Below are 24914 nucleotides of genomic sequence, written 5' to 3'. Positions count from 1 at the left end.
AATCGTCGCCTTTCCGTACAACCCCGTGGAGTGATGGCATGGCCGACGTAAACAAGGTCGTTCTCGCGTATTCCGGCGGCCTGGACACTTCGGTGATCCTCAAGTGGCTGCAGGATACTTATAACTGTGAAGTGGTGACCTTCACCGCTGACCTGGGTCAGGGTGAAGAGGTCGAACCTGCACGTGCCAAGGCGCAAGCCATGGGCGTGAAAGAGATCTACATTGACGACCTGCGCGAAGAGTTCGTCCGCGATTTCGTTTTCCCGATGTTTCGCGCCAACACTGTCTACGAAGGTGAGTACCTGCTGGGTACCTCCATCGCACGTCCGCTGATCGCCAAGCGCCTGATCGAGATCGCCAACGAAACGGGCGCCGACGCCATTTCTCACGGCGCCACCGGCAAGGGCAACGACCAGGTACGTTTCGAACTGGGTGCCTACGCACTCAAGCCAGGCGTTAAAGTCATTGCGCCGTGGCGTGAATGGGACCTGCTGTCCCGTGAAAAGCTGATGGATTACGCTGAAAAGCACGCTATTCCGATCGAGCGCCATGGCAAGAAGAAGTCGCCGTACTCAATGGACGCCAACCTGCTGCACATTTCCTATGAAGGCGGCGTGCTGGAAGACACCTGGACCGAGCACGAAGAAGATATGTGGAAATGGACGGTCTCCCCGGAGAACGCTCCAGACAAGGCGCAGTACCTGGAACTGACTTACCGCAACGGCGACATCGTTGCGCTGGACGGCGTTGAAATGACCCCGGCCACCGTACTGGCGACCCTGAACCGTATCGGCGGTCAGCATGGTATCGGCCGTCTCGACATCGTCGAGAACCGTTATGTGGGCATGAAGTCTCGCGGTTGCTACGAAACCCCGGGCGGCACCATCATGCTGCGTGCCCACCGCGCCATCGAGTCCATCACCCTGGACCGTGAAGTCGCCCACCTTAAAGACGAGCTGATGCCCAAGTATGCCAGCCTGATCTACACCGGTTACTGGTGGAGCCCTGAGCGTCTGATGCTGCAACAGATGATCGACGCTTCCCAGGCCCACGTGAACGGTGTCGTGCGCCTGAAGCTGTACAAGGGCAACGTGATCGTCACCGGCCGCAAGTCCGATGAGTCGCTGTTCGACTCCAACATCGCCACCTTCGAAGAAGACGGCGGCGCCTACAATCAGGCGGACGCGGCAGGCTTCATCAAGTTGAACGCACTGCGCATGCGCATTGCTGCCAACAAGGGCCGCTCGTTGTTCTGAACCGTGCGCCCGTCGTGAAAAATGGCCCCTTTTGCAAGGGGTCATTTTTTTTGCCTGGATTTTAGATGCGGCGCTGTTTATTAGCGTTTAGCGTGTGTTTAAGGATTTTTCCGTAACTTGCGCAATTATTATCCAGTTTATCTTTATGTTTTTAAGGTTGAATGATTTTTTACATCTGAGGAGGAACTATGTCTGACAGAAAATTCACTCATGTAGCTGCAATGGATATGTGAGTTGTTGAATTTTCTGTAGGAATTATGGAAGTGTCGAAATATGTTAAATGGAACTAATGCGGATAGTTTTTTCGGGGCGGTTTGCTGGCGCCATTGCGACAAACAAGGGGTATTTCCTGAAAGACTTGTGCGGCACGTTTACTTTCACGGGCTGATGGTCATGATCTTTCACTCAAAATATGTACGCGTCGAGAAAGGTCTGAAAGCAACCATAAAGCTCTATGCATCTAAGTTGGCGAATTTTTGTAGGCTAATTCCTATCTTCTTGTGGGTTGGGTCTCTGCCTGCTCTTGCTCGGGGGGGAATGCTATGCCAACTAGTAATCGACTAGGCTATTGTGTTTGCTCTAAATAATTCGAACAGCGAAATTGGACTTTCTCATGAATAAAGTGCTGATCGTGGATGATCATCCCGTCATTCGTCTTGCTGTGCGCATGCTAATGGAGCGTCATGGTTATGAGGTCGTTGCCGAGACTGATAACGGTGTCGATGCGTTGCAACTTGCACGGGAACATATGCCGGATATTGTGATACTGGATATCGGAATCCCCAAGCTCGACGGTCTGGAAGTTATTTGTCGGCTGGCTTCGACCAAGCAAGCCGTCTCGTTCAAGGTGCTGGTGCTGACGTCCCAGGCGCCTGGCCATTTTTCCATGCGCTGCATGCAGGCGGGTGCCGCCGGCTATGTGTGCAAGCAGCAGGATCTGACAGAGTTGCTCAGTGCCATCAAGGCGGTGCTTTCCGGCTATAGCTATTTCCCGAACCAGGCGCTCAACTCAGTGCGGTCAACCATGGGCAATGCCAGTGAAGCCGACATGGTCGAACGCTTATCGGGACGGGAGATGATGGTGCTGCAGCAACTGGCCCGTGGCAAAACCAACAAGGAAATTGCCGATGGCATGTTCCTCAGCAACAAAACCGTCAGTACCTACAAGACGCGCTTGCTGCTCAAGCTCAATGCCAGGTCCCTCGTGGACCTGATCGAACTGGCCCAGCGCAACGGCTTGGTCTAGGAGGATATTGCCCCCCTTGAATACCCGTGTAACCGGCAGAAAAAAGCCTCCGTCAGGGAGGCTTCCGGCCGTCAACGGCTCGATCAGAGATCGAAGTCGTAATCGGCCAGCTGTTTTTGCAAGCGTCGCTCTTCCAGAAGATTGTCGATAGTGCGGCGTTTGCTTAAATTGGTCTTGGCCACCTCTGCCACAGGTGCCTCTACCACATCGTCATCCGACTCAACGAGGTCGTCTTCCACTTCCAGTTGTTCGTTGCCAGCGCTCATAAGGTCAACTCCAGGCTAAGACTGCCGTTGGGGCTCCTTATAGCGATAATCCGCGAACGGGTAAAAAAGATTTTTTCAATCGTCTGATCACAAAAACCAATGATCGCTCAATCGTCGGAGGTCTTGTCCTTGTATTCGCACAAGTCTTCGATACGGCAGCTGCCGCAGCGCGGCTTGCGGGCCTGGCAAACGTAGCGTCCGTGCAGGATCAGCCAATGGTGGGAGTCGAGCAGATAGGGCTTGGGCACGAACTTCATCAATTGCTTTTCCACCTCAATTACATTCTTGCCCCGTGCAATGCCGGTTCGGTTGCTGACGCGGAAAATGTGCGTGTCCACCGCCATGGTCAACTGCCGAAACGCCGTATTGAGCACCACGTTTGCCGTTTTGCGGCCCACGCCAGGCAAGGCTTCGAGGGCTTCGCGGGTTTGTGGTACCTCGCCTCCATGCAGCTCCAACAGCAGGCGGCACGTTTCGATCACATTCTTGGCCTTGCTGTTATACAGGCCGATGGTCTTGATGTATTCGGACAGGCCTTCCACACCCAGAGCGTAAATCGCGGCGGGTGTATTGGCCACAGGGTACAACTTCGCCGTGGCCTTGTTAACGCCAACGTCCGTGGATTGAGCCGAAAGGATCACCGCAATCAGTAATTCGAACGGTGAGGAGTAGGCCAGTTCGGTTTTCGGTTCCGGATTGTCTTCGTGAAACCTGCGGAAGATTTCCAGGCGTTTTGCGGCATTCATAGGGACAGACGTTTCCTTGCAGGCGGTCGGCGTGATGTTAGTAATACACAGCGCAGTGGGTCAGCCGTTGGCCTCGGCATCTTGCAGCGTTTGCTCGGCGTCATTCAATGCAGCTTTCAAGGTTGCCAATTGATGCTCGTCAGCATGGTGATCCCGAGCCTTTTTCAACGCTGCACGGCGCATGGCCAGCTGGATTTTTGCGCGCTTGAACTCGGCGCTTTTAGTGGTCGTCTTTGGTGGCTGCGGTGAGCTGTTGGCCTCCAGTGCGGCAAGCGCCTGCTCGGATGCCTCGAACTGTCGCTGCAGCATAATCAATTGCGACTGTTGCTCAAAGGTCGGCGGATGCCCAAACGCTTTCAAGGATTTGTGCAACTGAGCGCGACTCATGGCGACGCTGCTTTTGGCCTGCTTGATCGCAGCGTCCTGAGCGGCCTGAGTGTTATCGACCGGTGCAACCTCCATCGGCGCTGCGCGCTTGGCTCGTGCCAGTCGTTCGGCGAGCTTGCAGGCTTCTTCACGTTGCAGGCGGGCGTTACGTTGTTCGAAGCGTCGCCGCGCCCGGTTGCGTTTGAGGTCGCGTGCACGCCGTTCATCATCGTTGCTGGCCAAGTCACCGACGATAGGCACAACGTCAGCAAGCGGGCGCATCTCGATACAGTCGACAGGGCAGGGCGCAACACACAGGTCGCAACCTGTGCACTCGTCGACAATCACGGTGTGCATCAACTTGGCGGCACCCACAATGGCGTCCACCGGGCAGGCCTGGATGCATTTGGTACAGCCGATGCATTCGGCTTCGCGGATATAGGCGACTTGCGCAGGCGCATCTCCACGGCTGGTGTCCAGCTCCAGTACCGGCAGGCGCAGCAGTTGCGCGAGCCCGGCAATGGTATCCTGCCCACCGGGCGGGCACTTGTTGATGGCTTCGCCTTTAGCGATGCCTTCTGCGTAAGGCTTGCAACCCGGGTGCCCGCACTTGCCGCATTGAGTCTGCGGCAGCAGCGCGTCGATACGTTGAATGAGGTTCATGCTGTGATCATAGCGTGGACGCCCGGCCCTGGGAGGAGGGCAAGCTGAGAAGCCCCGCCGTAGCAACAGCGGGGCATTTTGCAGAGGTTACTTGATGCGTTGACCCGGCTTGGCACCGCTGTCCGGGCTCAGCAGGTAGATTTCTTCGCCGCCAGGGCCCGCCGCCATCACCATGCCTTCGGAAATGCCGAACTTCATTTTCCGTGGCTTGAGGTTGGCGATCATCATGGTCAGGCGGCCATCGAGCTTGGACGGGTCCGGGTAAGCGCTCTTGATGCCGGAGAACACGTTGCGCTGTTCGTCACCGATATCCAGCGTCAGGCGCAGCAGCTTGTCGGCACCTTCCACGGCTTCGGCCTTGATGATCAGCGCCACACGCAGGTCTACGGCGGCAAAGGCGTCGAAATCGATTTCCGGGGAAATCGGGTCCTTGGCCAGCTCGCCATTGCCCGCCGGCGTGGATTGGCCGGTATCAGTCTGGCTGGCGACCAGGTCTTCTTTCGAAGCGTCGGTCATTGCCTGGACTTTCACCGGGTCAATTCGGGTCATCAAGGGCTTGAACGCGTTCAACTGATGATTGCCGAGCAAGGTGGTGTGATCGTTCCAGCTCAACGGCGGTACGTTGAGGAACGCCTCGGCATCGGCGGCCAGCAATGGCAGCACCGGCTTGAGGAAGATCACCAACTGACGGAACAGGTTGACTCCGGTGGCGCAGATCGCCTGGACTTCAGCTTCCTTGCCTTCCTGCTTGTTCAGTGACCACGGCGCCTTGTCGGCGATCCAGGCGTTGGCGCGGTCGGCCAGGCCCATGATCTCGCGCATGGCGCGGGCAAAGTCGCGGGCTTCATAAGCGTCGGCGATGCTCGGCGCGGCGGCCAGGAAGGCGTCGGTCAGTTCCGGTGCGGCGTTCTCGGCTACCAGTACACCGGCGTTGCCCTTGTGGATAAACCCGGCGCAACGGCTGGCGATGTTGACGACTTTACCCACCAGGTCCGAGTTGACCTTCTGTACGAAGTCTTCCAGATTCAGGTCCAGGTCGTCGACGCCACGGCCCAGCTTGGACGCGTAGTAATAGCGCAGGTATTCCGGCGACAGGTGGTCCAGGTAGGTGCGCGCCTTGATAAAGGTGCCACGGGACTTGGACATTTTCTGGCCGTTGACCGTCAGGTAGCCGTGCACGGCAATACCGGTCGGCTTGCGATAGCCCGAGCCTTCAAGCATCGCTGGCCAGAACAGCGCGTGGAAGTTGACGATGTCCTTGCCGATGAAGTGGTACAGCTCGGCGGTGGAGTCCTTGCCCCAGAACGCGTCGAAGTCCAGCTCCGGGGTGCGGTCGCACAGGTTCTTGAAGCTGGCCATGTAGCCGATCGGCGCGTCCAGCCATACATAGAAGTACTTGCCCGGCTCGCCCGGGATCTCGAAGCCGAAGTACGGCGCGTCGCGGGAGATGTCCCACTGCTGCAGGCCACTGTCGAGCCATTCGGAGAGTTTGTTGGCCACGGCGTCCTGCAAGGTGCCGCTGCGCGTCCAGGTTTGCAGCATTTGCTGGAAATCCGGGAGCTTGAAGAAGAAGTGCTGCGAGTCCTTGAGCACCGGAGTGGCGCCGGAGATCGCTGACTTGGGATCCTTCAAGTCGGTCGGTGCGTAGGTCGCGCCGCATTTTTCGCAGTTGTCGCCGTACTGGTCTTCGGTGCCGCATTTCGGGCAGGTGCCCTTGATGAAACGGTCGGCCAGGAACATCTTCTTTTCCGGGTCGAAATACTGGGTCACCGAACGTTGGTCGATGTGCCCGGCTTCTTTCAGCCGCAGGTAGATCTGGCTCGACAGCTCGCGGTTTTCGTCCGAGTGGGTCGAATGGAAGTTATCGAAGTCCACCAGAAACTCGGCAAAGTCGGCGCTGTGTTCAGCCTGCACGTTGGCGATCAGTTGTTCCGGGGTGATGCCTTCCTTTTCGGCGCGCAACATGATGGCCGAACCGTGGGCGTCGTCCGCGCAGACATAAATGCATTGATTGCCGCGATGCTTCTGGAAGCGCACCCACATATCGGTCTGGATGTACTCAAGCATATGGCCAAGATGGATCGAACCATTGGCATAGGGCAGGGCGCTGGTAACGAGGATCTTGCGTGGCTCGGACATGGGGCTCGGCTACTTGATGAAACGGAGGTCGGCCACTATAAAGCGCCGGGAAATTTATTTCACCCCGTGACGCTGTTTCAGTGTCTTGCGCACCTTCGAAAGCATGCCGTTCGGCGGCTGGAACGGTTAGGATAGCCGCCTGTTTCAGTCAGTCTTTTTTCGGGAGTAGCCCATGAGCGCCGTCAATCGCGCAGCGGTGGAAGCCGTTCTTCGCCAGTACACCGACCCTTATTTGAACCAGGACCCGGTCAGTGCCGGTTGTGTGCGTGCCATCGAGGTCCAGGGCGACCAGGTGTCGGTGCAGTTGCAACTGGGTTATGCCGCGGGTTTGTTCAAAAGCGGTTGGGCGCAGATGTTGCAAATGGCCATCGAGGGCCTGGACGGCGTGGGTTCGGCCAAGGTCGATATCCAATGTGTGATCGCGCCGCACAAGGCCCAGGCGCAGATCCCGGGCCTGGCCAACGTCAAGAACGTGGTGGCGGTGGCGTCCGGCAAGGGCGGTGTGGGTAAATCGACCACGGCGGCCAACCTGGCCCTGGCCCTGGCGCGGGAAGGTGCGCGCGTGGGCATTCTCGATGCCGACATCTACGGGCCGAGCCAGGGCGTGATGTTCGGCATCGCCGAAGGCACGCGGCCGAAGGTGAAGGATCAAAAATGGTTTGTGCCCATCGAGTCGCTGGGTGTGGAAGTGATGTCCATGGCGTTTCTCACCGATGACAACACCCCGATGGTCTGGCGCGGGCCGATGGTCTCCGGTGCGTTGCTGCAACTGGTCACACAAACGGCTTGGGGCGACCTCGACTACCTGGTGATCGACATGCCGCCAGGCACCGGCGACATTCAGTTGACCCTTGCGCAGAAAGTTCCGGTGGCCGGTGCAGTGATTGTCACCACGCCTCAGGACCTGGCGCTGCTCGACGCCAGGAAAGGTGTGGAGATGTTCCGCAAGGTCAACATCCCGGTGCTGGGTGTTGTGGAAAACATGGCGGTGCACATCTGTTCCAACTGCGGGCATGCCGAGCATCTGTTCGGTGAAGGTGGGGGCGAGAAGCTCGCTACCCAGTATGGCGTTGAACTGTTGGCATCGTTGCCATTGGCGATGGAGATTCGCGAGCAGGCCGATGGTGGCAAACCTACCGTAGCGGCAGAGGCTGATGGGCAGATCGCGATGATCTATCAGGAATTGGCCCGTCACGTCGGTGCGCGGATTGTTTTGCAGGAAGCGACGACGCCGGCGATGCCGACCATTACCGTGAGCGACGATTGATTAGGCTTTAACGGTTACGCGAAAAGCCTGACGATCCGTGGTGCTCTCAGGTTTTTCGCGAGCGAGCTCGCTCCTACAGGTGGGGCGCCAATAAGGCTTGCTGCTATTTTGCGTAATGCGCGTGTAAGCATTCGCTTACTTTTCCGTAAGTGTTTGGTTTTTTTAGCGGTTACGTACGTCTTGAATCGACGAAGCTATTATCTAAGCTTTTGAAAAATAAAGATTATTTTAATTCTGGCGAGCGGAAAAGTTTGTCAGCCCGCCGTGGGGATCGCGTTGAACTTCTCTGGGAACGCTCTAACATCAGCCCCGTGTCCACGGATTGGCACAGCCATCAAGGAACGATGGTTTGAAGGAACGTCGCAGGATGCGATTCATCAGGATGATGAAAAGGAATACAGGGACTAGGGAAAAAATGTGGGCGGGTCATACCGCCCCTTTTTTTTGCCTGTAGAAAAGTGAATGCAGGCACCCGAACGCAAAAAAGGCCCTCAAGGGGCCTTTTTTTGTTGGGCAGCGGCGCTTTAGCGCTCTAGTTGCTCAATTTTGTTGGGCTTGCCATCCCATTCAGCGGCATCCGGCATCGGATCTTTGCGCTCGGTGATGTTTGGCCACACTTCGGCCAGCTCGACGTTCAATTGAATGAATTGCTCCATGCCCGCAGGCACTTCGTCCTCGGAGAAAATCGCGACGGCCGGGCATTCTGGTTCACACAGGGCGCAGTCGATGCACTCATCCGGGTGGATAACCAGGAAATTCGGGCCTTCGTAGAAGCAGTCCACCGGACAGACTTCTACGCAGTCGGTGTACTTGCACTTGATGCAGTTGTCGGTGACGACGAAGGTCATTTCTAATTTTCTCCTCAGGCGGCGGCAGCGAAACCCCTTGTGGTGGGGTTCGCGAGGTTTGAGAGCGATAGTCTGCGGACCAGGCTAAAAGCCCGCAGCATCCCAAACCGCGCGAGATTCTATCAGCTTGCAAGCGTCTGCGTTATATCCGAGTCTTCAGTGCATATAACATTTCGAGCGCTTTACGCGGCGTCAAGTCATCCAGGTCAAGTTTTGCCAACTCATCCAGCACTGGATGGGGCAAACTGGCGAACATATCGCTCTGGTGCGGCGCGGCAGGTTTCTTGCTGGCCTTGGCAGGGCTGGCGACCACGGTTTCATGGGGCAGCGCCGTTGTTTCCAGGCGGCTGAGGTGTTCGCGGGCACGGGTGATCACCTCGTTCGGCACACCGGCCAACTGCGCCACGGCCAGACCATAACTCTGGCTCGCCGGCCCTGGCAGCACATGGTGCAGGAACACGATGCGCTCGTTGTGCTCGGTGGCATTGAGATGCACGTTGGCCACCAGCGGCTCGCTTTCCGGCAACACCGTCAGCTCGAAGTAGTGCGTGGCGAACAGCGTGTACGCACGCAGATGCGCCAAGCGTTCGGCCGCGGCCCAGGCCAGGGACAGGCCGTCGAAGGTGCTGGTGCCGCGGCCCACTTCGTCCATCAGCACCAGGCTGCGTTCGGTGGCGTTGTGCAGAATGTTGGCGGTTTCGCTCATTTCCACCATAAAGGTCGAACGGCCGCCGGCCAGGTCATCGCTGGAGCCGATCCGCGTGAAAATGCGGTCTACCAGGGACAATTCGCAACTGGCTGCCGGTACGAAGCTGCCGATATGCGCCAACAACACGATAAGCGCGGTCTGGCGCATGTAAGTGGATTTACCACCCATGTTCGGACCGGTGATCACCAACATGCGGGTATCGTCGTCCAGCGACAGGTCATTGGCGACGAACGGCGTGGTCAGCACCTGCTCTACCACCGGGTGACGACCTTGCACGATACGCATGCACGGTTCGCTGACAAACCGTGGGCAATTGAGGTCCAGGTTCAACGCACGTTCGGCGAGGTTGCTCAATACATCCAGCTCCGCCAGGGCGGCGGCGGTGTCTTGCAACGGCGCCAGGCGGCTGATCAAGTCCTCGAGCAAGGCTTCGTAAAGCATTTTTTCCCGCGCCAGGGCGCGGCTTTTGGCTGACAGCGCCTTGTCTTCGAACTCTTTGAGCTCAGGGGTGATAAAACGCTCGGCGCCTTTGAGGGTCTGGCGACGTTGATAGTCGATAGGCGCCGACTCGGCCTGCTTGCTCGGCAGCTCGATAAAGTAGCCATGCACGCGGTTGTAGCCGACCTTCAGGTTGGCCAGGCCCGTACGGGCTTTTTCGCGGGCTTCCAGGTCGATCAGGAACTGCCCGGCGTTTTCGCTCAGGGATTGCAGCTCATCCAGCTCGCTGTCGTAGCCGGTTTTCAACACGCCGCCGTCACGAATGATCGCCGGCGGGTTGTCGATAATGGCCTTTTCCAGCAGCGCCGCGAGGTCCGGGTAAGTGCCAGCGGTGACGGCAAGCTGTTGCAGGTGCGGCGTGTCCAGTTCGGTCATCGCGACTTGCAGCTGCGGCAGGGCGCTCAAGGCATCGCGCAGGCGCGCCAAGTCCCGGGGCCGCGCATTGCGCAGGCCGATCCGCGCCAGGATGCGCTCGATATCGCCAATCTCTTTCAGTTGCGGCTGCAGTTTTTCAAAGCGATAGCCGTCGAGCAGGCAGGTAATGGAAGACTGGCGCGCTTGCAGCACCGTCAAATCCCGCAGCGGACGGTTCAACCAACGGGTCAGCAAACGGCTGCCCATCGCGGTCTGGCAACGGTCCACCACCGATTGCAGGGTGTTATCACGCCCACCGGCCAGGTTGGTGTCCAGTTCCAGGTTGCGACGGCTGGCGCCATCGAGCACCACGGTATCGTCGAGACGCTCATGGCGCAGGCTGCGCAAGTGAGGCAGAGCAGTGCGCTGGGTTTCCTTGGCGTAGCTGAGCAAGCAGCCTGCGGCACCGATGGCCAGGGTCAGGGTTTCGCAACCGAAGCCTTTAAGGTCCTGCACCGAGAACTGCTGGCACAGACTTTTCAGCGCAGAGTCGCGCTCGAAATCCCACGGTGCACGACGCTTGGTCCCACGACGTTTCTCTGCCGGCAAGTCCTTGGGCCAATCATCCGGAATCAACAACTCCACCGGATTGATACGCTCAAGTTCCGCCAACAGGTTCTCCCAGCCCTTGATCTCCAGCACGCTGAAGTTGCCGCTGGTGATATCCAGCACCGACAGGCCGAACAAACGCTCATCGCCCAACACCGCCGCAATCAGGTTGTCGCGACGCTCATCCAGCAACGCCTCATCACTCACCGTGCCCGGCGTAATAATGCGTACTACCTGACGCTCCACCGGCCCTTTACTGGTGGCCGGGTCGCCGATCTGCTCACAGATCACCACCGACTCACCCAGCTTCACCAGCTTGACCAGGTAGCCTTCCAACGAGTGGTAAGGAATCCCACACATCGGAATCGACTGCCCCGCCGACTGCCCGCGCGCGGTCAGGGTGATGTCCAGCAGCTTGGCGGCCTTCTTCGCGTCTTCATAGAAGATCTCGTAGAAGTCGCCCATGCGATAGAACATCAACTGATCAGGGTGCTGGTTTTTCAGGCGCCAGTACTGCTGCATCATCGGGGTGTGGGAGGACAGATCTGAGGAGTTTTTACTCATTGGGTAATAGGCAAATTCGTTGAAAGTGATGGGGCAAAGGGGGCGCTTGGCCCAGCATTTTTTGCGATGGCGGCAAGGTTAACACGCGAGGTCGGACCTTCGCAGGTCGCAAGCGGCCAGGTAAACCACGAAAGCGGTGCCGCCTCAAGAAACACCAACATAACCGTGGCGAGGGGGCTTGCTCCCGGTGGAGCGCGCAGCGTCCCTGGAAAATGGCTGCTACGCAGCCGAGCGAGAGCAAGCGCCCTCGCCACAGGTTAGCGGTTCAATCAGGCATTGCAGCAGCGTTAGACAATCCGGTCAGAGCCCTGAAAATCAGGGGCTGACTCACGCGCATTCATATCTCAATACGAGATAGAAACGCAGGTCTTGAATACGACCAGACTATTTGGATCTACGCCCACTGGCCGGAAACAACCCTCTGATCACCCCAAGAAACGCAGCAAACAAATTGATTGAAGTCGCCGTAGTGATGGCAATCACTACATTGTCCGAGAACGGCGCTTTACCCGAGTAATACGTCGACCACCCATTCCAAACCAAAAGAACCGCCCAGAAGATCACACCGCAGGCGGCAAACCAGAATGCACGTCCCGCATACTTCTTGCGCAGTTGCCGTTCGGCCTTCTGGTCTTTTAGGTTCTGGTTTCTTTCATCGTCGGTGCCTATGGCTTGCTCGCCACCGGCTTGGGTGTCCTGGTCAGGCCCTGCCGCGGGGGGCAGGGTGAGTTCCAGGTTGTCGAGTTCTTCACTCACGGATGCGGCTCTTTGGGTGAATGAGTGTTGCCATGTCTTCCCAGTCGATGGCGGAACCGTCGGCACCCTTGAGGGCCCAGGCTGTGCCGTCCTCGTGGGACAAGTTGGACAGTTGGGTGCCGGACCATTTGCCGTATTTGTTAATGATCCGGTCAATCAAACGATGGGTGTAGGTATCGCTCTCAGGAACCCTCGGTGTCACGAAGACAATGTCTTCGGCGTCGGGCTTCAGGTTGCTGAGCAGCGCGGTCACCGGGCGATTACCGTAGGATTTCAACTCATGGTAAAGCGACGGGATGACCGGGCCATATTGCCAGCGGGCGAAGTGGTCATCCATCAGGGGCTGGTCCCGTTCGCGCAAATGCCAGGACTGTGTATAGAACAGCAGTTTCTGCAGCTTCATCGGGGTCAGGCCCGAAACCTTGCCTTCCTTCGCGCGTTCAATGAAGGCGTTAGCAACAGCTAGCGCTGAATAAGCCATGAGCACCTCCGTCGTTGCTGGCTACGTTGTCAAAGAGTTTTATACATAGGCCTTGAGTTGTCGACATGCAAGGTGTTGATCGGCAGCAATACCAAGCTGGCAGAATAGTAGAATGCCGATAACTGGGTGTATATACAGTATTTTGATTCGAATTAATTGAAAGTCGGATGTTTAATGCATAAATATGCAAATTAGCATTTGCCAACCTCAGAAACTCCCGTCACTATCCGCGTTATGCAAAAACGCAACGTTTCTATCGTCTTAAGAGAACTGCTGGATCGCGACCGGATCTCCCCCACGGAGCTCCATCGGCGCACCGGCGTGCCTCAATCCACACTGTCCCGGATCCTCAGCGGCAAGATCGTTGATCCGTCGGATAAACACATCTCGCGCATCGCCGAGTATTTTCGCGTAAGTACTGATTACCTGCGCGGGCGCGCAGCAGTGGGCGTTGTGCGCGACGATGGGCGCGACCCGATGCATTCGGAACTCAAGGACATAAGCCTGTGGGACGACGACACCCCCGTTAATGATGACGAGGTGTCGATCCCCTTTCTGCGCGAGGTTGAATTGGCTGCTGGATCAGGAAGATTCGTCATCGAGGAAAGCGAGAAGGCCAGCCTGCGGTTCGGCAAGCGCAGCCTGCGGCATAATGGTGTGCAGTTCGACCAGGCCAAATGCGTGACGGTACGTGGCAACAGTATGTTGCCGGTATTGCGCGACGGCGCCACGGTAGGGGTGAATGCCGGCAAGAGCGGCATTGGCGATATCGTGGATGGCGACCTGTATGCCATCAATCACAACGGCCAGTTGCGGGTTAAACAGCTCTACCGCCTGCCTTCCGGTATTCGCCTGCGCAGCTTCAACCGTGATGAACACCCCGATGAGGACTACAGCTTCCAGGATATCCAGGACGAGCAGATCAGCATCCTCGGTCATGTTTTCTGGTGGGGCATGTACGCCCGCTAACCTCCACGCGTAAGAAGAAACCCGCTCATGTGCGGGTTTTTTTTCGTCCATAGAAAACCGGCAAAGCCCAAGCCCGCCAGGCTTCCAATGCATCCGTGCATTCCTATAGCAAAAATAAATGCATTTGTGCATTGACTGTATATGCATACATGCATATTCTTCATCTCAAGCCAGCCAACAAGGCCTGGTGGAGGCGGCAAGGATGCTGCCAAGGAAGACAAGGAAGGCACGCAACATCGGCAAGGACGCCATCGAAGCGATGGCAGGGAGGCCAGGCAACACCGGCAAGGATGCCGACGCTCTTTAGTTTCAACGCTTCAACAACAGGCAGCGATGAACCGGCCTTAACGGTTCAGAGGGTTGGCAACTGACCCGGGTGTGCAGCGTAAAGCACCAAAAGCAGTTATCCGGCAGACAGGGATCGTGGTCGGAAAAACATCGAGGAAAGGACCGTACCGCGCCAGTAGCGCCGAAAGTCCGAGGACATCATTACTGAAAAGCCCGGGCGACCGGGCTTTTTGGAATGCCTACCTACTCAAGCATTTGTAAATGAAATACGGACTATTTATTGCTCAGCCAGGAGGCGTGACATGACAAGTGAACAGCAAGCGTTAGCGGAGATGCCTATCTGGCTGGTCATCGTACTGGCAGTGATCGGCGGTGTATCCGGCGAGATGTGGCGGGCCGACAAGGAGGGCGCCCGCGGTTGGTCGTTGATCCGCCGCCTGGCCCTGCGTTCCGGGGCGTGCATGGTTTGCGGGGTTTCGGCTTTGATGCTGTGCTACGCCGCCGGCATGTCGATCTGGACCGCCGGCGCCATTGGTTGCCTGACCGCCATGGCCGGTGCCGACGTGGCTATCGGCCTTTACGAGCGGTGGGCGGCCAAGCGCATCGGGATCAACCAAGGCTCCCGCCAGGACCCGCAGTAATTGTTGCAAGGACGCTACTAAAATGACGCTTATCGAAAAGCCATCGCAACTGCCCCAGGCCATTGGCGCGGCGCTGCATGCAGCCCTTCCGGGCCTCAAGGTGGGGAGCCACCAGGATTTCCAGGGCGACGCTGAAAAAAACGGCGTAATGGTTACGGTCGAAGGTAATGGCCCTGGCATTCGCTCTCGCGAGGGGCGCAAAGCCCACGTCTTGGCCATTTCACTCAGGGCCATGGTTGCTCCCGGTGCATTGGCGTTCGATGCCTGCGACCTGGCCAGCCAACTGATGGACCTGGTGCTGGATAACCGATGGGACCTGCCCCCGGCACAGTGCGATTTGCCCGCGAATATCGTCGCTGCGCCCGCTTTGCGCACTTCCGTAGAAACGGACTACGACACCTGGACGGTTTCCTTCACGCAAACCCTCTATCTGGGGCCGGCGTTACTCGACGATCCCACAGGCCAACCGCTATTTGCCTGTACCTGGGACGTCTCCAACATCGACGACCCAACCCAATACCAGCCACTGGCGGAGTAGCCCATGTTCGACGCGCTGTTACGCATGCAATTGGGACCGATCGTCGAACGCCTGGCAGAGATGGAGTCCCAGCTCGAGGACCTCTACCGCCGCGCCGAGAGCTTCTGCCGGATCGGCATCTGCCAGCAGGTCGACGCGGCCAGCAACACCTGCAAGGTCAGCCATGGTGACTTGCTCACCCCGGCGATCCGTTTTTTCAACCCCAGCGCCGGTGCGCAAACCGAAACCCGTATCCCCACGGTGGGTGAACAATGCCTGCTGCTCAACTACGGCGGGGGCGAGGGCGGTGTGCAATCCGTGGCTCTGTTCGGCCTTAACAGTGATCGCTTTCCGCCGGTTTCCAGCGTTGCGACGCTGACCCGGCGTCGACACCAGGACGGCACCCAAAGCGACTACGACGATGCCAGCCATACCTTCAACTGGGTCAACGGCCCAACCACCGTCAGCGGCTCCCGTGAACAGGTCGACATTAAAGTCGGCGCTGCCAGCCTGACCATGAATGCCCAGAGCATCACCCTGCAAATCGGCGGTACCAGCCTGTTGCTGGATGCCGGCGGCGCGCACTTCAGCGGCCCGGTGGTGGACCATCAAGGACGCGTCATCAGCCCCCGATAAGGACACCCTATGCTCGGAATCGATAGGAACACCGGGGCAGCCGTCGATGACTGGCTGCAATTTGTGCAGCGCGCCACCCGAGCGCTGACCACTCCCATTGGAACGCGGCAAAAACGCCCGCTGTACGGCTCGCTGATCCCGCAGTTGCTCGGCCAGAACCTCGGTGACGACCTCTTGATCCTCGCCCAAAGCCACGCCGCCCAAGCGTTCTACAACATCCATAACGGCATTGGTGACTTTGACCCTCAGGTCATCGTCGCCACTCGCCAAGACGCCGGCCTGCTGTTGCGGTTTGCCGGCACCTGGAAAAACCGCCAACAATCCTTCGAGGTCGTGACATGAGCATGCTGATCCCCGGCCAGAACCAACTGGCGGAACCGGCCATCATTAAGGTCGATGAGTTCGAACCGTTGCTGGCCGAATTCAAAGCGTTTGTCATCGACTATGTCGCCACCCGTGCGCCGCAAAGCGCGGCCAAACTTCAGGTCAGCCTCGACAACGAAAGCGAACTGCTGACCCTGGCCCTGGAAGCCTTTTGCGTGCGCCTGCAAACCCACGAACGCAAATACAACGCCCGCATCAAACAGATGCTGGCGTGGTGGGCCACCGGTAGCAACCTGGATGCGCGCCTGGCCGATATGGGCCTGGAACGCCAAGTGCTCGACCCCGGCGACCCGGCCGCGTTCCCGCCGGTGCCGCCCACCTTGGAAAGCGACGACGACGCCCGCCTGCGTTACTACCTGGCACCCCACGCTCCAGCAGCAGGCTCGCGGATGCAGTATCGCCGTGAAGTGTTCACCCTTGGCGAGCGTCCAGTGGTGAAAGTACAGAGCGCGACGCCGGGGGTGGTCACGGTCACCTACACCTTCGACCCGGACGGCTATGCGGCCCAGATCAAGGACGGCAACGCCCGACGCACCGCACCGGGGGAAGTCATGGTCACCGTGCTTTCCAGGGAGGGTGACGGCACGCCATCTGCCGACTTGCTTGACGGTGTACGTCGACATTTCGCACGGCCGGATGTACGGCCCGAAACCGACCTGGTCAGCGTCCAAGGCGCGCAGATTCAACCCTACAAAATTCGCGTGGTGGCCAAGATCAACGCCGGTCCGGACTCGGGCCTGACCCAAGTGGCGGCGCAGAAACTGCTGCAAGATTACGCAGAGTCCTGCCACCGCCTGGAAGGGCGGGTGGACCCCAGCTGGATCGACTACGCCATCCACAGTGCCGGCGCTGCGCAACTGCAAATCCTCGAACCGCTGGCGCCGATTGTCAGCACCGCGTTCCAGGCCCCGCATTGCACGGGCGTCGAGGTGGAGGTGCGCACGCTATGAGTGAACCCAAAGCGAGTTTGCTGCCCGCCAACAGCTCACCGCTGGAAAAGGCGTTGGACCTGGGCTTCGGCACATTGCTTGAGCGCGTCACCCCGCCGTTTCCGGCACTGATGAACCCGCTGCACACCCCCAGCGAATTCCTGCCTTACCTGGCCGCCGACCGTGGCGTCAGCGAATGGGATGCCGAGGCCAGCGAGGCGGAAAAACGCCTGACCGTGGCCTTGTCCTGGCAGATCCAGCGCCAGGCCGGCACACCCAAGGCGCTGAGTCATGCGGTGGAGTCATTGGGCTTCACGCCCAATATCAGCGCCTGGTACCAGCAACGTCCGCTGGGCGTGCCTTACACCTTCGACGTGCAGGCGATCATCGGGCGCAGTTGGTCCAGCGGCGACCACAACCGGCTGATCCGGCGTATCAACGCAGCGAAAAGTGAACGCGACCAGGCGACGATTACCATCGTGCATGAAACCGAAGGCCAGCTCGCGCTAACGCAAGTGCTCGACGCGCCTTTAAGCGACGGCGAGTTCTACCTGAACGGCGCGTTGCCGGACTTGGCGCTGGTTGCCCGGCTAAACAGTGCCGGGGTTGCCCAGCACTACACCATTAACGATTACGACCTCAGGGCGCAGCCATGACAGATGAAATCACGCGCCTGGTGCGCTTCACCTCCAAAGGTTTGGATGAAGTGCTGCAGGCAAAGAACCAGGGTCTCAAAGGCGAAATCACCCACGTTGGCGCCGGCACCGGCCGCTACAACCCCGACGGCAGCGAAGTGGCCTTGAGTGACGAGCGCCAACGGGTGGCCATCGTCGATTACGAAGACCTGGGCGAGCGCCAACTCAGGATGGCCGCGCTGTTCGATGGCGACGGTGAGTATGAGATTGGCGAGTTCGGTTTTTACCTCGCCAGTGGGACCTTGCTGGCGGTGTATTCCGTGGCGGGGAAGTTGCTGACGTATAAAGCGGCGGCGGCGCGGGTGCTGCAGAAGTTTACGCTGGATGTTTCGCCGTTGCCGGCGGATAGCGTGACAGTGGTTGTAGGGTCGGAAAATTTCAATATTCTTATTGCTGAAGAGCTCGCATCAGTGGCGACTGCCAATATAGATAATATGGCCCGTCATCTTGGTGTGCTGTTTCGCGTTATGGATATTGAATTGAAATAGTTTTTTTATTGCTAAAGGGGTAGGTTGCCTAGATGTGAATCGTGGTTGAGTGACCTAAAGATAATTTAAAGGAGTAATTGCTTTGAGTACGGAAACGCAAATTGCTAGTTTGGTTCAGGCCTCTAATAATCTGACAAGTGCTGTAACTGGGAAAATAGGTGCCATCGATGCACGGATGGATCAAGCGCGTGCGGAGTTTGATCAGTTTCGTGCCCTGAAGGACGTTGTGGGTGAGGTAGGTCAGCCTGGAACACTGTTGATGAGTGTCTTTCAAGGACTTATATGGGGAACAGGGGCTCCTTACGACGTTGGCGCGACAGGTGGCTTGGTCGCTACGGATCTTGGATCTTCGTTGAATGTATATGCCCATTTTAAGTTGCCGTTTTCTATTAATACGGATGACCAGATGTTTTGGCTAAATATACGTGGATATAGCTATGGCAGTTCTTTGGTTTTGGACGAGACGTTCGCGGGCTATGTTTATTCGCCACAGCGAGCAGTCATTAATCAATCATGCTTCGGGAAGTTTGAGCCGGCCATGTATGCTGATGCTGCAGGTAATGCTGTTTGTAGAGTCAAGATTCCCAATGTGTATGTAACGTCACTACGGATTGATACGATGCAAGTTGGCCGCTATCGGCCGATTAAACTTGGGGACATAAAGTCGAAGCTTTCTCTTTCACCAACGGTGGTTTTTTAAATGAACGAAATTTCTATGGAGGGCGTTCCGTCCCTTATTCCCAGCAAGGAAGGTCTGGAGCTTTTGGAGTGGTCTTCTATTCGCGTTCGTCGTGATCGGCTGTTGCGCGAGACCGATCATAGTCAAGTCCAGGACAGTCCGCTGAATGACGCCCAGCGAGCCCAAGCTGCGGCATACCGCAAATTGCTGCGGAATGTCCCTCAGGATGTCGGAGACCCCTTCGCAGTTGAATGGCCAGAAAAGCCAGACTTTCTTAAATAATCAACTTGGCCGCGAAAGCGGTTTTTTTTCGCCTCCCCAAAGCCCCTCCCCGCAGGGGCTTTTGCATTTCCCACCCGGAGATTTCCACCCATGCCCACCCGCCAAACCTACACCGTCCTCATCCCATTCCCCATCGGCAACGGCCATTGGTCTACCGCCGGTGAGGAGCTGGAACTGCTCGACGTCGAAGCATCCGCCCTGCGCACCGCTGGCCGCCTGGAACTGACCAGCGTCCTCAACTCCACCCCCAAGAAGGCTGAATAACCATGGCAGAAGTCCTGAACTTCGAGCACAACGGCATCACTGTGAATGCCACTGAATCCCCCGAGGCCATGGGTGGCCTTGGCGATAACGTCATTGGCCTGGTCGGCACTGCGCCGAATGCCCATGCTTCGATCCCGAAAAACGCGCCGTTTCGCATCAACAGCTTTACCACTCAGGCGTTGCTGGACCCTACCGGCACTGAGTCGGGAACCTTGTTCCAAGCGGTGTACCAGATCCTCAAAGTGGTGAAGGTGCCGGTCTATGTGGTCATCGTCGAAGAAGGCGCTACCCCGGCCGATACGATCAATAATGTGATCGGCGGCAACGACCCGGTCACCGGTCGCAAACTGGGCCTGGCGGCCCTGAGCAGCGTGCCTGAAGACCTGACCATCATCGGCGCTCCAGGCTTTACCGGCACCAAGGCTGTGGCTGGTGAGTTCGCCTCTTTCGGCAAGCGCATCAAGGCCCGTGTGGTACTGGATGGCAAGGACGCGTCCGTTGCCGACCAAGTGACCTACAGCGGCGAACTGGGCGGGGCCGACCTGGGCTTCGACCGTTGCCTGCTGGTGCACAACATGCCGTCGGTGTACTCCAAGGCCGCGAAGAAGAACGTGTTCCTGTCGCCATCCTCGCTGGCCATCGCCGCATTGGCCAAGGTCAAGCAGTGGGAAAGCCCAGGTAACCAGGTGACCTTCGCCGAGGACGTTTCCCGCGTGGTCGAGTACAACATCCTCGACACCTCCACCGAAGGCGACCTGCTCAACCGCTACGGCGTGAGCTACTACGCTCGCACCATCCTCGGCGGCTTCTCGCTGCTGGGTAACCGCTCCATCACCGGCAAGTTCATCAGCTACGTCGGCCTGGAAGATGCCATCAGCCGCAAGCTGGTCAAGGCCGGCCAGAAAGCCATGGCCAAGAACCTCACCAAGTCCTTCATGGATCAGGAGGTCAAGCGCATCAACGACTGGCTGCAAACCCTGGTGGCCGACGAAACCATTCCCGGCGGCAGCGTGTACCTGCACCCGGAGCTGAACAGCGTCGAGAAGTACAAAAACGGCACCTGGTTCATCGTCATCGACTACGGCCGCTACGCACCGAACGAACACATGGTTTATCAACTCAACGCCCGCGATGAAATCATCGAGCAGTTCCTGGAGGACGTTCTCTAATGTTTACCAACCGAGTCAGACAGGCCATTGCGGCCACCCTTCAAGGCCTGCCGTTGTCCGCAACCGTGGAAGAGTTCACCCCGCCGAAGATCGAGTTCGACATGGAGCCCATGTCCGGCGGGCGCTTTATTGCCGAGGAAATGGCCAAGAGCGGCAAGGTGCTCAATGCCAAGCTGGTGCTGCAAGGTGCCGGCCCGGAAATCATGCTGGCCCTGGGCGTGCGCACGGGCGACGACATCTTGCTGAACGTGCGTGAAGCCGGCCAAGACCAGGACGGCAAGACCTACTTCACCTACCACACCGTGGGCGGCAAGCTCAAATCCCTGGAGGAGGCGAAGCTGAAAATGGGCGACAAGGCCACCACCACGCTGGAGCTGTCCTGCCGTACCTACAACCGTCTGGAAAATGGCATTTCGGTGATCGACATCGATGTGCGCACCCAGAAGTTCGTGCTCAACGGCGTCGACATTCTTGGCGATGCCCGCCGCGCCGTGCTGATGCCTTAAGGGCCGGCGCAATCTGAAGCGAGCACGGTCAAGGTGGGAGCTGGCTTGCCTGCGGTGCAGGCGACTCGGTATCCCTGGTGTATCGAGTGGATGCCATCGCAGGCAAGCCAGCTCCCACAGGGGCCATGCTCAGGTTTAGATTTTTCGCACTTTTCAATACCGTTCAACAAGGAATTGCCCCATGGCCTGGATGCCACCGTTGCACATCCTGCTGTCCCCGATCACCGCCGACACCGGTGCAATGATCGAGCAGGTTCAACTCAAACCGTTGTTCTACGCCGCGCAAAAAGACGCGCTGGCCCGGGCCGGTGATGACGAGGACGACCAGTTCTTCGAACTGGCGAAACTCGCCACCGGCCTGTCGGAAAAAGAACTCGACCAACTCAAACGCCCGGACTACGTGAGCATTGCGCAGTACGTACACGAAATGTCGACGCGCCCGGCCTCGTTCTTCCTGAACGAACAGGACGTGACGACCCACGACCAGCCTGTCCACCTGCTATTACCCCTGGAAGCCGCCGGCCGTACCCTGACCGAACTGCCCCTGGAAATGCCCGCCCTGCGCGCTACCAAGGTGATGAAAAAGCTAGCCACTAACAAAGAGCGTGCCGAGTTCATCACCGCCCATTGCACCGGCCTGATGATTCCCGATCTTGCCGGCCTGACCGTGCCCGACTGGACCGAGCTGCAGGAGCGCATCGACGATTTTTTAAACAAACCGGCGGACTTCTTTCGGAGCGCGACATCGAAGTGATCCTCGATGTAGTGCCGCTGGTTTACTCGGTAAACGAAGCGGAAATCCTCGACTGGGAAGCCGGCAAAGCATTGCGCCGCTACGACATCGCGATCAGTCGTCTTGGCGTCAAACAGGAGTAGAGCGCAATGGCAGATAGTAATCATGAAGCAGGGTCAGCCATTGCCAAGGACGGCGTGATGACTCAGGGCGCACTTCAGATGACAGGAATGCACGCTAGTCTCAAACCTATCACCCAAGCGCTGCCGAGCCCGCTTGAGGGGGCCCCGGGGAGTGCGGCGAGTTTGGCCCTGGCATTGGCCGATGCCAGCTTGCAGATCAAGCATCTGGCGGACGGGCAGGTCCGGTTGGTCGATACGCTGGAGCTGTTCAACGTCTCGTTGCTCAAGGTGATGGACGCCCGGCAAGCTCAAACTGCCGGGAACGCAGAGGGTACGAAGACCGTCGCGCCTACAGACAAGCGCACACCCTCGCAGGCGCTGGACGCCGCGATGACCGATATTGACCAACTGTTGATGTTTGCCCGGCATGAGCGCAAGGCATTGCGTGAAGCCAACCTTGCCATGGCGTCCGAGCCGGTGGTGGCTGCCAGTGGTGCCAGTGCCGTCGACCTCGCGAAGGTCGAGTATGCCGCCGCCCGTTCCGGTATCGGCAGTGATCGCAAGGACGCATCGGGCAATATCGACCCCGTTGGGCGCCGGGCAGACCTGCAGCAGTTCGCTCGCGACGCTGCGATCCTGGCGACGGCGTTCAAGATCGACGTCAAAAATGCCGGCGAAATCATGGGCGGCTGGCGCGAGTCAATGCACCTTGATCGCGCACAAGCCTTGGACCTTGCCGACGCAACAAACGTGCTGGGCACCCAGGTATCGCTCAAGGCCGAATCGGCGGATATCGGCGCTGTTGTGCAACTCCAGGGCGCTGCCGCGAAGGCTGCGGGCATGAGTCCCGAACAGGCTGCAGCGCTTTCGGCGGCGTTATTGAGCGCAGGTAACAGCAAGGTTGTTGCTGGTGCCGGGCTGGAAAAAATCAGCGCCGTCCTGGCTAAAGGCGACAACGCCTCTGCAGGGCAACGCAGTGCCTGGGCAGAGCTCAAGCTTGATCCAAAAGTACTCGCGGCGGGCATGAAACAGGACGCCCCACAGGCCGTGCTTACGGTGCTGGAGGCGCTCAAGTCGCAACCTGCCGAAAGGCAGGCGGTGCTGGCGACGCAGTTGTTCGACGGCAACCAGACGATTCTGAGCCTGGTACCGGTGATCGACAGCGTGAAACAGGCCTTTTCGCTGGTCGCAGAAAAATCCACCTACGCCACTTCGACGCTGGGCGACCAAGGTTCGGTGCTGCGTTCGGCCGAGGTTCGTGCGGACTCTACTTACGCACGTCGGCAAGCCTACGAGGCCAGTACCACGCGCTTGAGCACTGCCTCTGATACAGCGCTGGACCCCGTTGTGGATGCCAAGCTGACCGCCATGAACGGCCTGGTCAGTGGCGTGGCTTGGCTCGCGGAGGGCCTGCCCAAGGCTGCCGCTGCCGTCACCCTGGCGGGGGCGGTGCTGATCCCGGTGGTTTCCGGTGTTTTCGGTGCCGTGAAGGACAAGATTTTCGAAAAGGTCGCAGGGAAAGTGCTCGGAGAGGGGCCGGCAGCAGGGAATAAAACCACACCGCCGGGCAGCCCGCGCAACGCCCCGAGTAATGACGGGCACAACGGTAATCGCCCGTCTTCTTCCGGCCCAGGCATCTCTGGCAAAGCGGCGAAGGTGAGCAAGCTGGCCAAAGGGGTCCCCCTGGTTTTGGTGGTGGCCCAGGCCGGTGTCGAGATGACGCAAGGCGCGATGACCGGAAACCTGGGTCAAGAGGTTGGCACTAGCGTGGGCTCCATCGGCGGCGGTGTTGCCGGCGGTGTCGTCGGTGATGTGGCCGGGATGGCGATAGGCCGAGCGGTCGGCACGCTGGCGGGAGCTGTTATCGGTTCGGTTGTTCCGGGTGCCGGCACAGTGTTGGGCGGTGTGATGGGCGGCGTCGCCGGGGGCGCAATCGGTAAGGTAGTCGGTGGCGCCGTGGGCACTTTCGTGGGCAGTGACGTCGGTGCGTGGCTGGCTGAAAAAGTGATGGGGACGGGCGATCGCCTGCCATCCCCCACGGAGGTCAGCAAAAACCTCAACGCCCCTCAGGCCGACAACCGCCAAATCAACTTCGCCCCGCAAATCACCATCACCGCGCCTGAGCAAGCCAGCCATCACCAGCTGGCGGCGCTCGTGGTGCAACAGATCGAAGCGCAATTTACCCCGCTGTCGATGGACAACCTGCTGGCGACCCGACGCGGCGCAGCACTCACCGATGGAGCTGTGTGATGCGACAACAGATGATCTTGGGTACTTTTATTTTCGGGCTGTCCCGTGGGTTCGCCTACGACACGCTTGATCGTGGTAGCAGCGGGGGCTGGGTCAGTCTCGACATCATTGCCGGCAAACCTAAATCCAGCCAGGTCGGCCAGGGGCTCGAAACGCTGGCATTGGGCGGCAAGGCTGCGCGTGCCGATGGCATGGCGCGCCTGGATGAGTTGCGCACCCTGCAGGCCCTGCGGGCGCCGTTGCCTTTGGTGGACGGGTTGGGGCGTAACTGGGGGCTATGGACCATCCAGTCGATCAGTGAAAAACAAGCCAGCGTGATCGACGACGGGACGGCCATGGTGATCAATTGGACATTGTTACTGGAGGAGTTCGTCAATGCGTAGGGTTCGAAGTATTGCCGGCGACTCGGTGAACCTGTTGCTCTACCGCGAACTGGGGCGCAGTGATGATGCCGCAGAAGAAGCGTTGTGGCGCTTGAACCCGGAGTTGGCCGAACAGGGCGTGGTACTGCCGGCGGGCGTCAGCGTGCTGGTGCCCGAATTGGACGCGCAACCGGTTGCGAGTCGGCCGGTTTCCGCCTGGGATTAAGGAGCC

At 58.6% G+C, this 24914-nt stretch carries 29 protein-coding genes; 21 read left to right on the top strand and 8 right to left on the bottom strand.

Translation table 11 applies throughout. The features are described from left to right. The first annotated feature begins 38 nt into the window (after nt 1-38). Nucleotides 39-1256 carry an argininosuccinate synthase gene (locus FXO12_RS11940; RefSeq protein WP_003188984.1) on the top strand — a complete coding sequence of 406 codons (1218 nt, stop codon included), beginning with the start codon at nt 39-41 and terminating at the stop codon, nt 1254-1256. Nucleotides 1257-1869: 613 nt separating this feature from the next. Then, the gene (locus tag FXO12_RS11935; protein ID WP_003188986.1) at nt 1870-2502 is read left to right on the top strand and encodes a response regulator transcription factor; all 633 of its coding nucleotides are present in this window, start codon (nt 1870-1872) and stop codon (nt 2500-2502) included. Between the two features lie 83 nt (nt 2503-2585). Here the strand turns inward: FXO12_RS11935 and FXO12_RS11930 are convergent, their stop codons facing one another. The 4 genes from FXO12_RS11930 to metG form a co-directional block, all read right to left on the bottom strand. Continuing rightward, on the bottom strand, nt 2586-2768 hold the full coding sequence (locus FXO12_RS11930; protein ID WP_014717144.1) for a PA3496 family putative envelope integrity protein: 183 nt from the start codon (nt 2766-2768) through the stop codon (nt 2586-2588). A 107-nt stretch (nt 2769-2875) separates the two neighbouring features. Beyond that, on the bottom strand, nt 2876-3514 hold the full coding sequence (gene nth, locus FXO12_RS11925; RefSeq protein ID WP_057976052.1) for an endonuclease III: 639 nt from the start codon (nt 3512-3514) through the stop codon (nt 2876-2878). A 60-nt stretch (nt 3515-3574) separates the two neighbouring features. Further along, the gene (rsxB, locus tag FXO12_RS11920; RefSeq protein WP_160049678.1) at nt 3575-4543 is read right to left on the bottom strand and encodes an electron transport complex subunit RsxB; all 969 of its coding nucleotides are present in this window, start codon (nt 4541-4543) and stop codon (nt 3575-3577) included. Nucleotides 4544-4630: 87 nt separating this feature from the next. Beyond that, nucleotides 4631-6682 (bottom strand): methionine--tRNA ligase, encoded by a 2052-nt coding sequence (gene metG / locus FXO12_RS11915; RefSeq protein WP_034126469.1) that lies wholly within the window; start codon nt 6680-6682, stop codon nt 4631-4633. Nucleotides 6683-6854: 172 nt separating this feature from the next. Between metG and apbC the strand changes: the two genes are divergently transcribed. Then, nucleotides 6855-7949, top strand: a complete 1095-nt coding sequence (gene apbC / locus FXO12_RS11910; RefSeq protein ID WP_034126470.1) for an iron-sulfur cluster carrier protein ApbC — start codon at nt 6855-6857, stop codon at nt 7947-7949. Nucleotides 7950-8473: 524 nt separating this feature from the next. Here apbC and fdxA read toward each other — a convergent pair. The 4 genes from fdxA to FXO12_RS11890 form a co-directional block, all read right to left on the bottom strand. After that, nucleotides 8474-8797 (bottom strand): ferredoxin FdxA, encoded by a 324-nt coding sequence (fdxA, locus tag FXO12_RS11905; protein ID WP_003172109.1) that lies wholly within the window; start codon nt 8795-8797, stop codon nt 8474-8476. A gap of 142 nt (nt 8798-8939) precedes the next feature. Then, on the bottom strand, nt 8940-11531 hold the full coding sequence (gene mutS / locus FXO12_RS11900) for a DNA mismatch repair protein MutS (RefSeq protein ID WP_057976051.1): 2592 nt from the start codon (nt 11529-11531) through the stop codon (nt 8940-8942). 384 nt (nt 11532-11915) lie between these two features. Next, nucleotides 11916-12287: a hypothetical protein gene (locus FXO12_RS11895; protein WP_054897085.1), complete on the bottom strand. Its 372-nt coding sequence runs from the start codon at nt 12285-12287 to the stop codon at nt 11916-11918. After that, complete coding sequence (locus FXO12_RS11890; protein WP_034126473.1) at nt 12280-12768, bottom strand: Panacea domain-containing protein; 489 nt, start codon at nt 12766-12768, stop codon at nt 12280-12282. The genes FXO12_RS11895 and FXO12_RS11890 overlap by 8 nt, the downstream gene beginning before the upstream one ends. A gap of 225 nt (nt 12769-12993) precedes the next feature. Here FXO12_RS11890 and FXO12_RS11885 point away from each other — a divergent pair, with 225 nt between their 5' ends. From FXO12_RS11885 to FXO12_RS11810, 18 genes are all read left to right on the top strand, one after another. Beyond that, nucleotides 12994-13737, top strand: coding sequence for an XRE family transcriptional regulator (locus FXO12_RS11885; RefSeq protein WP_169918753.1), 744 nt, complete (start codon nt 12994-12996; stop codon nt 13735-13737). Nucleotides 13738-14327: 590 nt separating this feature from the next. Then, nucleotides 14328-14666, top strand: a complete 339-nt coding sequence (locus FXO12_RS11880; RefSeq protein ID WP_034126475.1) for a phage holin family protein — start codon at nt 14328-14330, stop codon at nt 14664-14666. Between the two features lie 22 nt (nt 14667-14688). Continuing rightward, nucleotides 14689-15204 (top strand): hypothetical protein, encoded by a 516-nt coding sequence (locus FXO12_RS11875; RefSeq protein WP_054917779.1) that lies wholly within the window; start codon nt 14689-14691, stop codon nt 15202-15204. Nucleotides 15205-15207: 3 nt separating this feature from the next. Next, nucleotides 15208-15819, top strand: a complete 612-nt coding sequence (locus FXO12_RS11870; protein ID WP_057976049.1) for a phage baseplate assembly protein V — start codon at nt 15208-15210, stop codon at nt 15817-15819. 9 nt (nt 15820-15828) lie between these two features. Next, nucleotides 15829-16161 carry a hypothetical protein gene (locus tag FXO12_RS11865; protein ID WP_060772877.1) on the top strand — a complete coding sequence of 111 codons (333 nt, stop codon included), beginning with the start codon at nt 15829-15831 and terminating at the stop codon, nt 16159-16161. Further along, a complete protein-coding gene (locus FXO12_RS11860; RefSeq protein ID WP_057976044.1) occupies nt 16158-17153 on the top strand; it encodes a baseplate J/gp47 family protein in 996 nt (331 codons plus the stop codon). The genes FXO12_RS11865 and FXO12_RS11860 overlap by 4 nt, the downstream gene beginning before the upstream one ends. Continuing rightward, on the top strand, nt 17150-17788 hold the full coding sequence (locus FXO12_RS11855) for a phage tail protein I (RefSeq protein WP_057976043.1): 639 nt from the start codon (nt 17150-17152) through the stop codon (nt 17786-17788). Before FXO12_RS11860 ends, FXO12_RS11855 begins: the two co-directional genes overlap by 4 nt. Next, a complete protein-coding gene (locus FXO12_RS11850) occupies nt 17785-18315 on the top strand; it encodes a hypothetical protein (RefSeq protein ID WP_057976041.1) in 531 nt (176 codons plus the stop codon). Before FXO12_RS11855 ends, FXO12_RS11850 begins: the two co-directional genes overlap by 4 nt. Nucleotides 18316-18397: 82 nt before the next feature. After that, nucleotides 18398-19015: a hypothetical protein gene (locus tag FXO12_RS11845; protein ID WP_057976039.1), complete on the top strand. Its 618-nt coding sequence runs from the start codon at nt 18398-18400 to the stop codon at nt 19013-19015. Further along, a complete protein-coding gene (locus FXO12_RS11840; protein WP_082423392.1) occupies nt 19016-19276 on the top strand; it encodes a phage tail assembly chaperone in 261 nt (86 codons plus the stop codon). Between the two features lie 90 nt (nt 19277-19366). Then, a complete protein-coding gene (locus FXO12_RS28780; protein WP_003189022.1) occupies nt 19367-19540 on the top strand; it encodes a hypothetical protein in 174 nt (57 codons plus the stop codon). Between the two features lie 2 nt (nt 19541-19542). Next, complete coding sequence (locus tag FXO12_RS11835) at nt 19543-20709, top strand: tail protein (protein WP_032877508.1); 1167 nt, start codon at nt 19543-19545, stop codon at nt 20707-20709. Beyond that, nucleotides 20709-21215, top strand: coding sequence for a phage major tail tube protein (locus FXO12_RS11830; protein WP_054897092.1), 507 nt, complete (start codon nt 20709-20711; stop codon nt 21213-21215). Before FXO12_RS11835 ends, FXO12_RS11830 begins: the two co-directional genes overlap by 1 nt. A 181-nt stretch (nt 21216-21396) precedes the next feature. Next, a complete protein-coding gene (locus FXO12_RS11825) occupies nt 21397-21969 on the top strand; it encodes a phage tail assembly protein (RefSeq protein ID WP_054897093.1) in 573 nt (190 codons plus the stop codon). Further along, nucleotides 21966-22091, top strand: a complete 126-nt coding sequence (locus FXO12_RS28985) for a hypothetical protein (RefSeq protein ID WP_014717169.1) — start codon at nt 21966-21968, stop codon at nt 22089-22091. The genes FXO12_RS11825 and FXO12_RS28985 overlap by 4 nt, the downstream gene beginning before the upstream one ends. A 6-nt stretch (nt 22092-22097) precedes the next feature. Then, entirely contained in the window at nt 22098-24320 is a 2223-nt protein-coding gene (locus tag FXO12_RS11820) for a phage tail tape measure protein (RefSeq protein ID WP_057976036.1), read from the top strand. Continuing rightward, nucleotides 24320-24703, top strand: coding sequence for a phage tail protein (locus FXO12_RS11815; protein WP_057976034.1), 384 nt, complete (start codon nt 24320-24322; stop codon nt 24701-24703). The genes FXO12_RS11820 and FXO12_RS11815 overlap by 1 nt, the downstream gene beginning before the upstream one ends. After that, on the top strand, nt 24696-24908 hold the full coding sequence (locus FXO12_RS11810) for a tail protein X (protein WP_057976032.1): 213 nt from the start codon (nt 24696-24698) through the stop codon (nt 24906-24908). Before FXO12_RS11815 ends, FXO12_RS11810 begins: the two co-directional genes overlap by 8 nt. The last annotated feature ends 6 nt before the right edge of the window (nt 24909-24914 follow it).

The sequence above is a fragment of the Pseudomonas sp. J380 genome, from assembly GCF_009827115.1.
Lineage (GTDB): Bacteria > Pseudomonadota > Gammaproteobacteria > Pseudomonadales > Pseudomonadaceae > Aquipseudomonas > Aquipseudomonas paracarnis.
The sequence above is the reverse complement of the archived record's forward strand: the minus strand, read 5'-3'. Positions and strand labels throughout refer to the sequence as shown.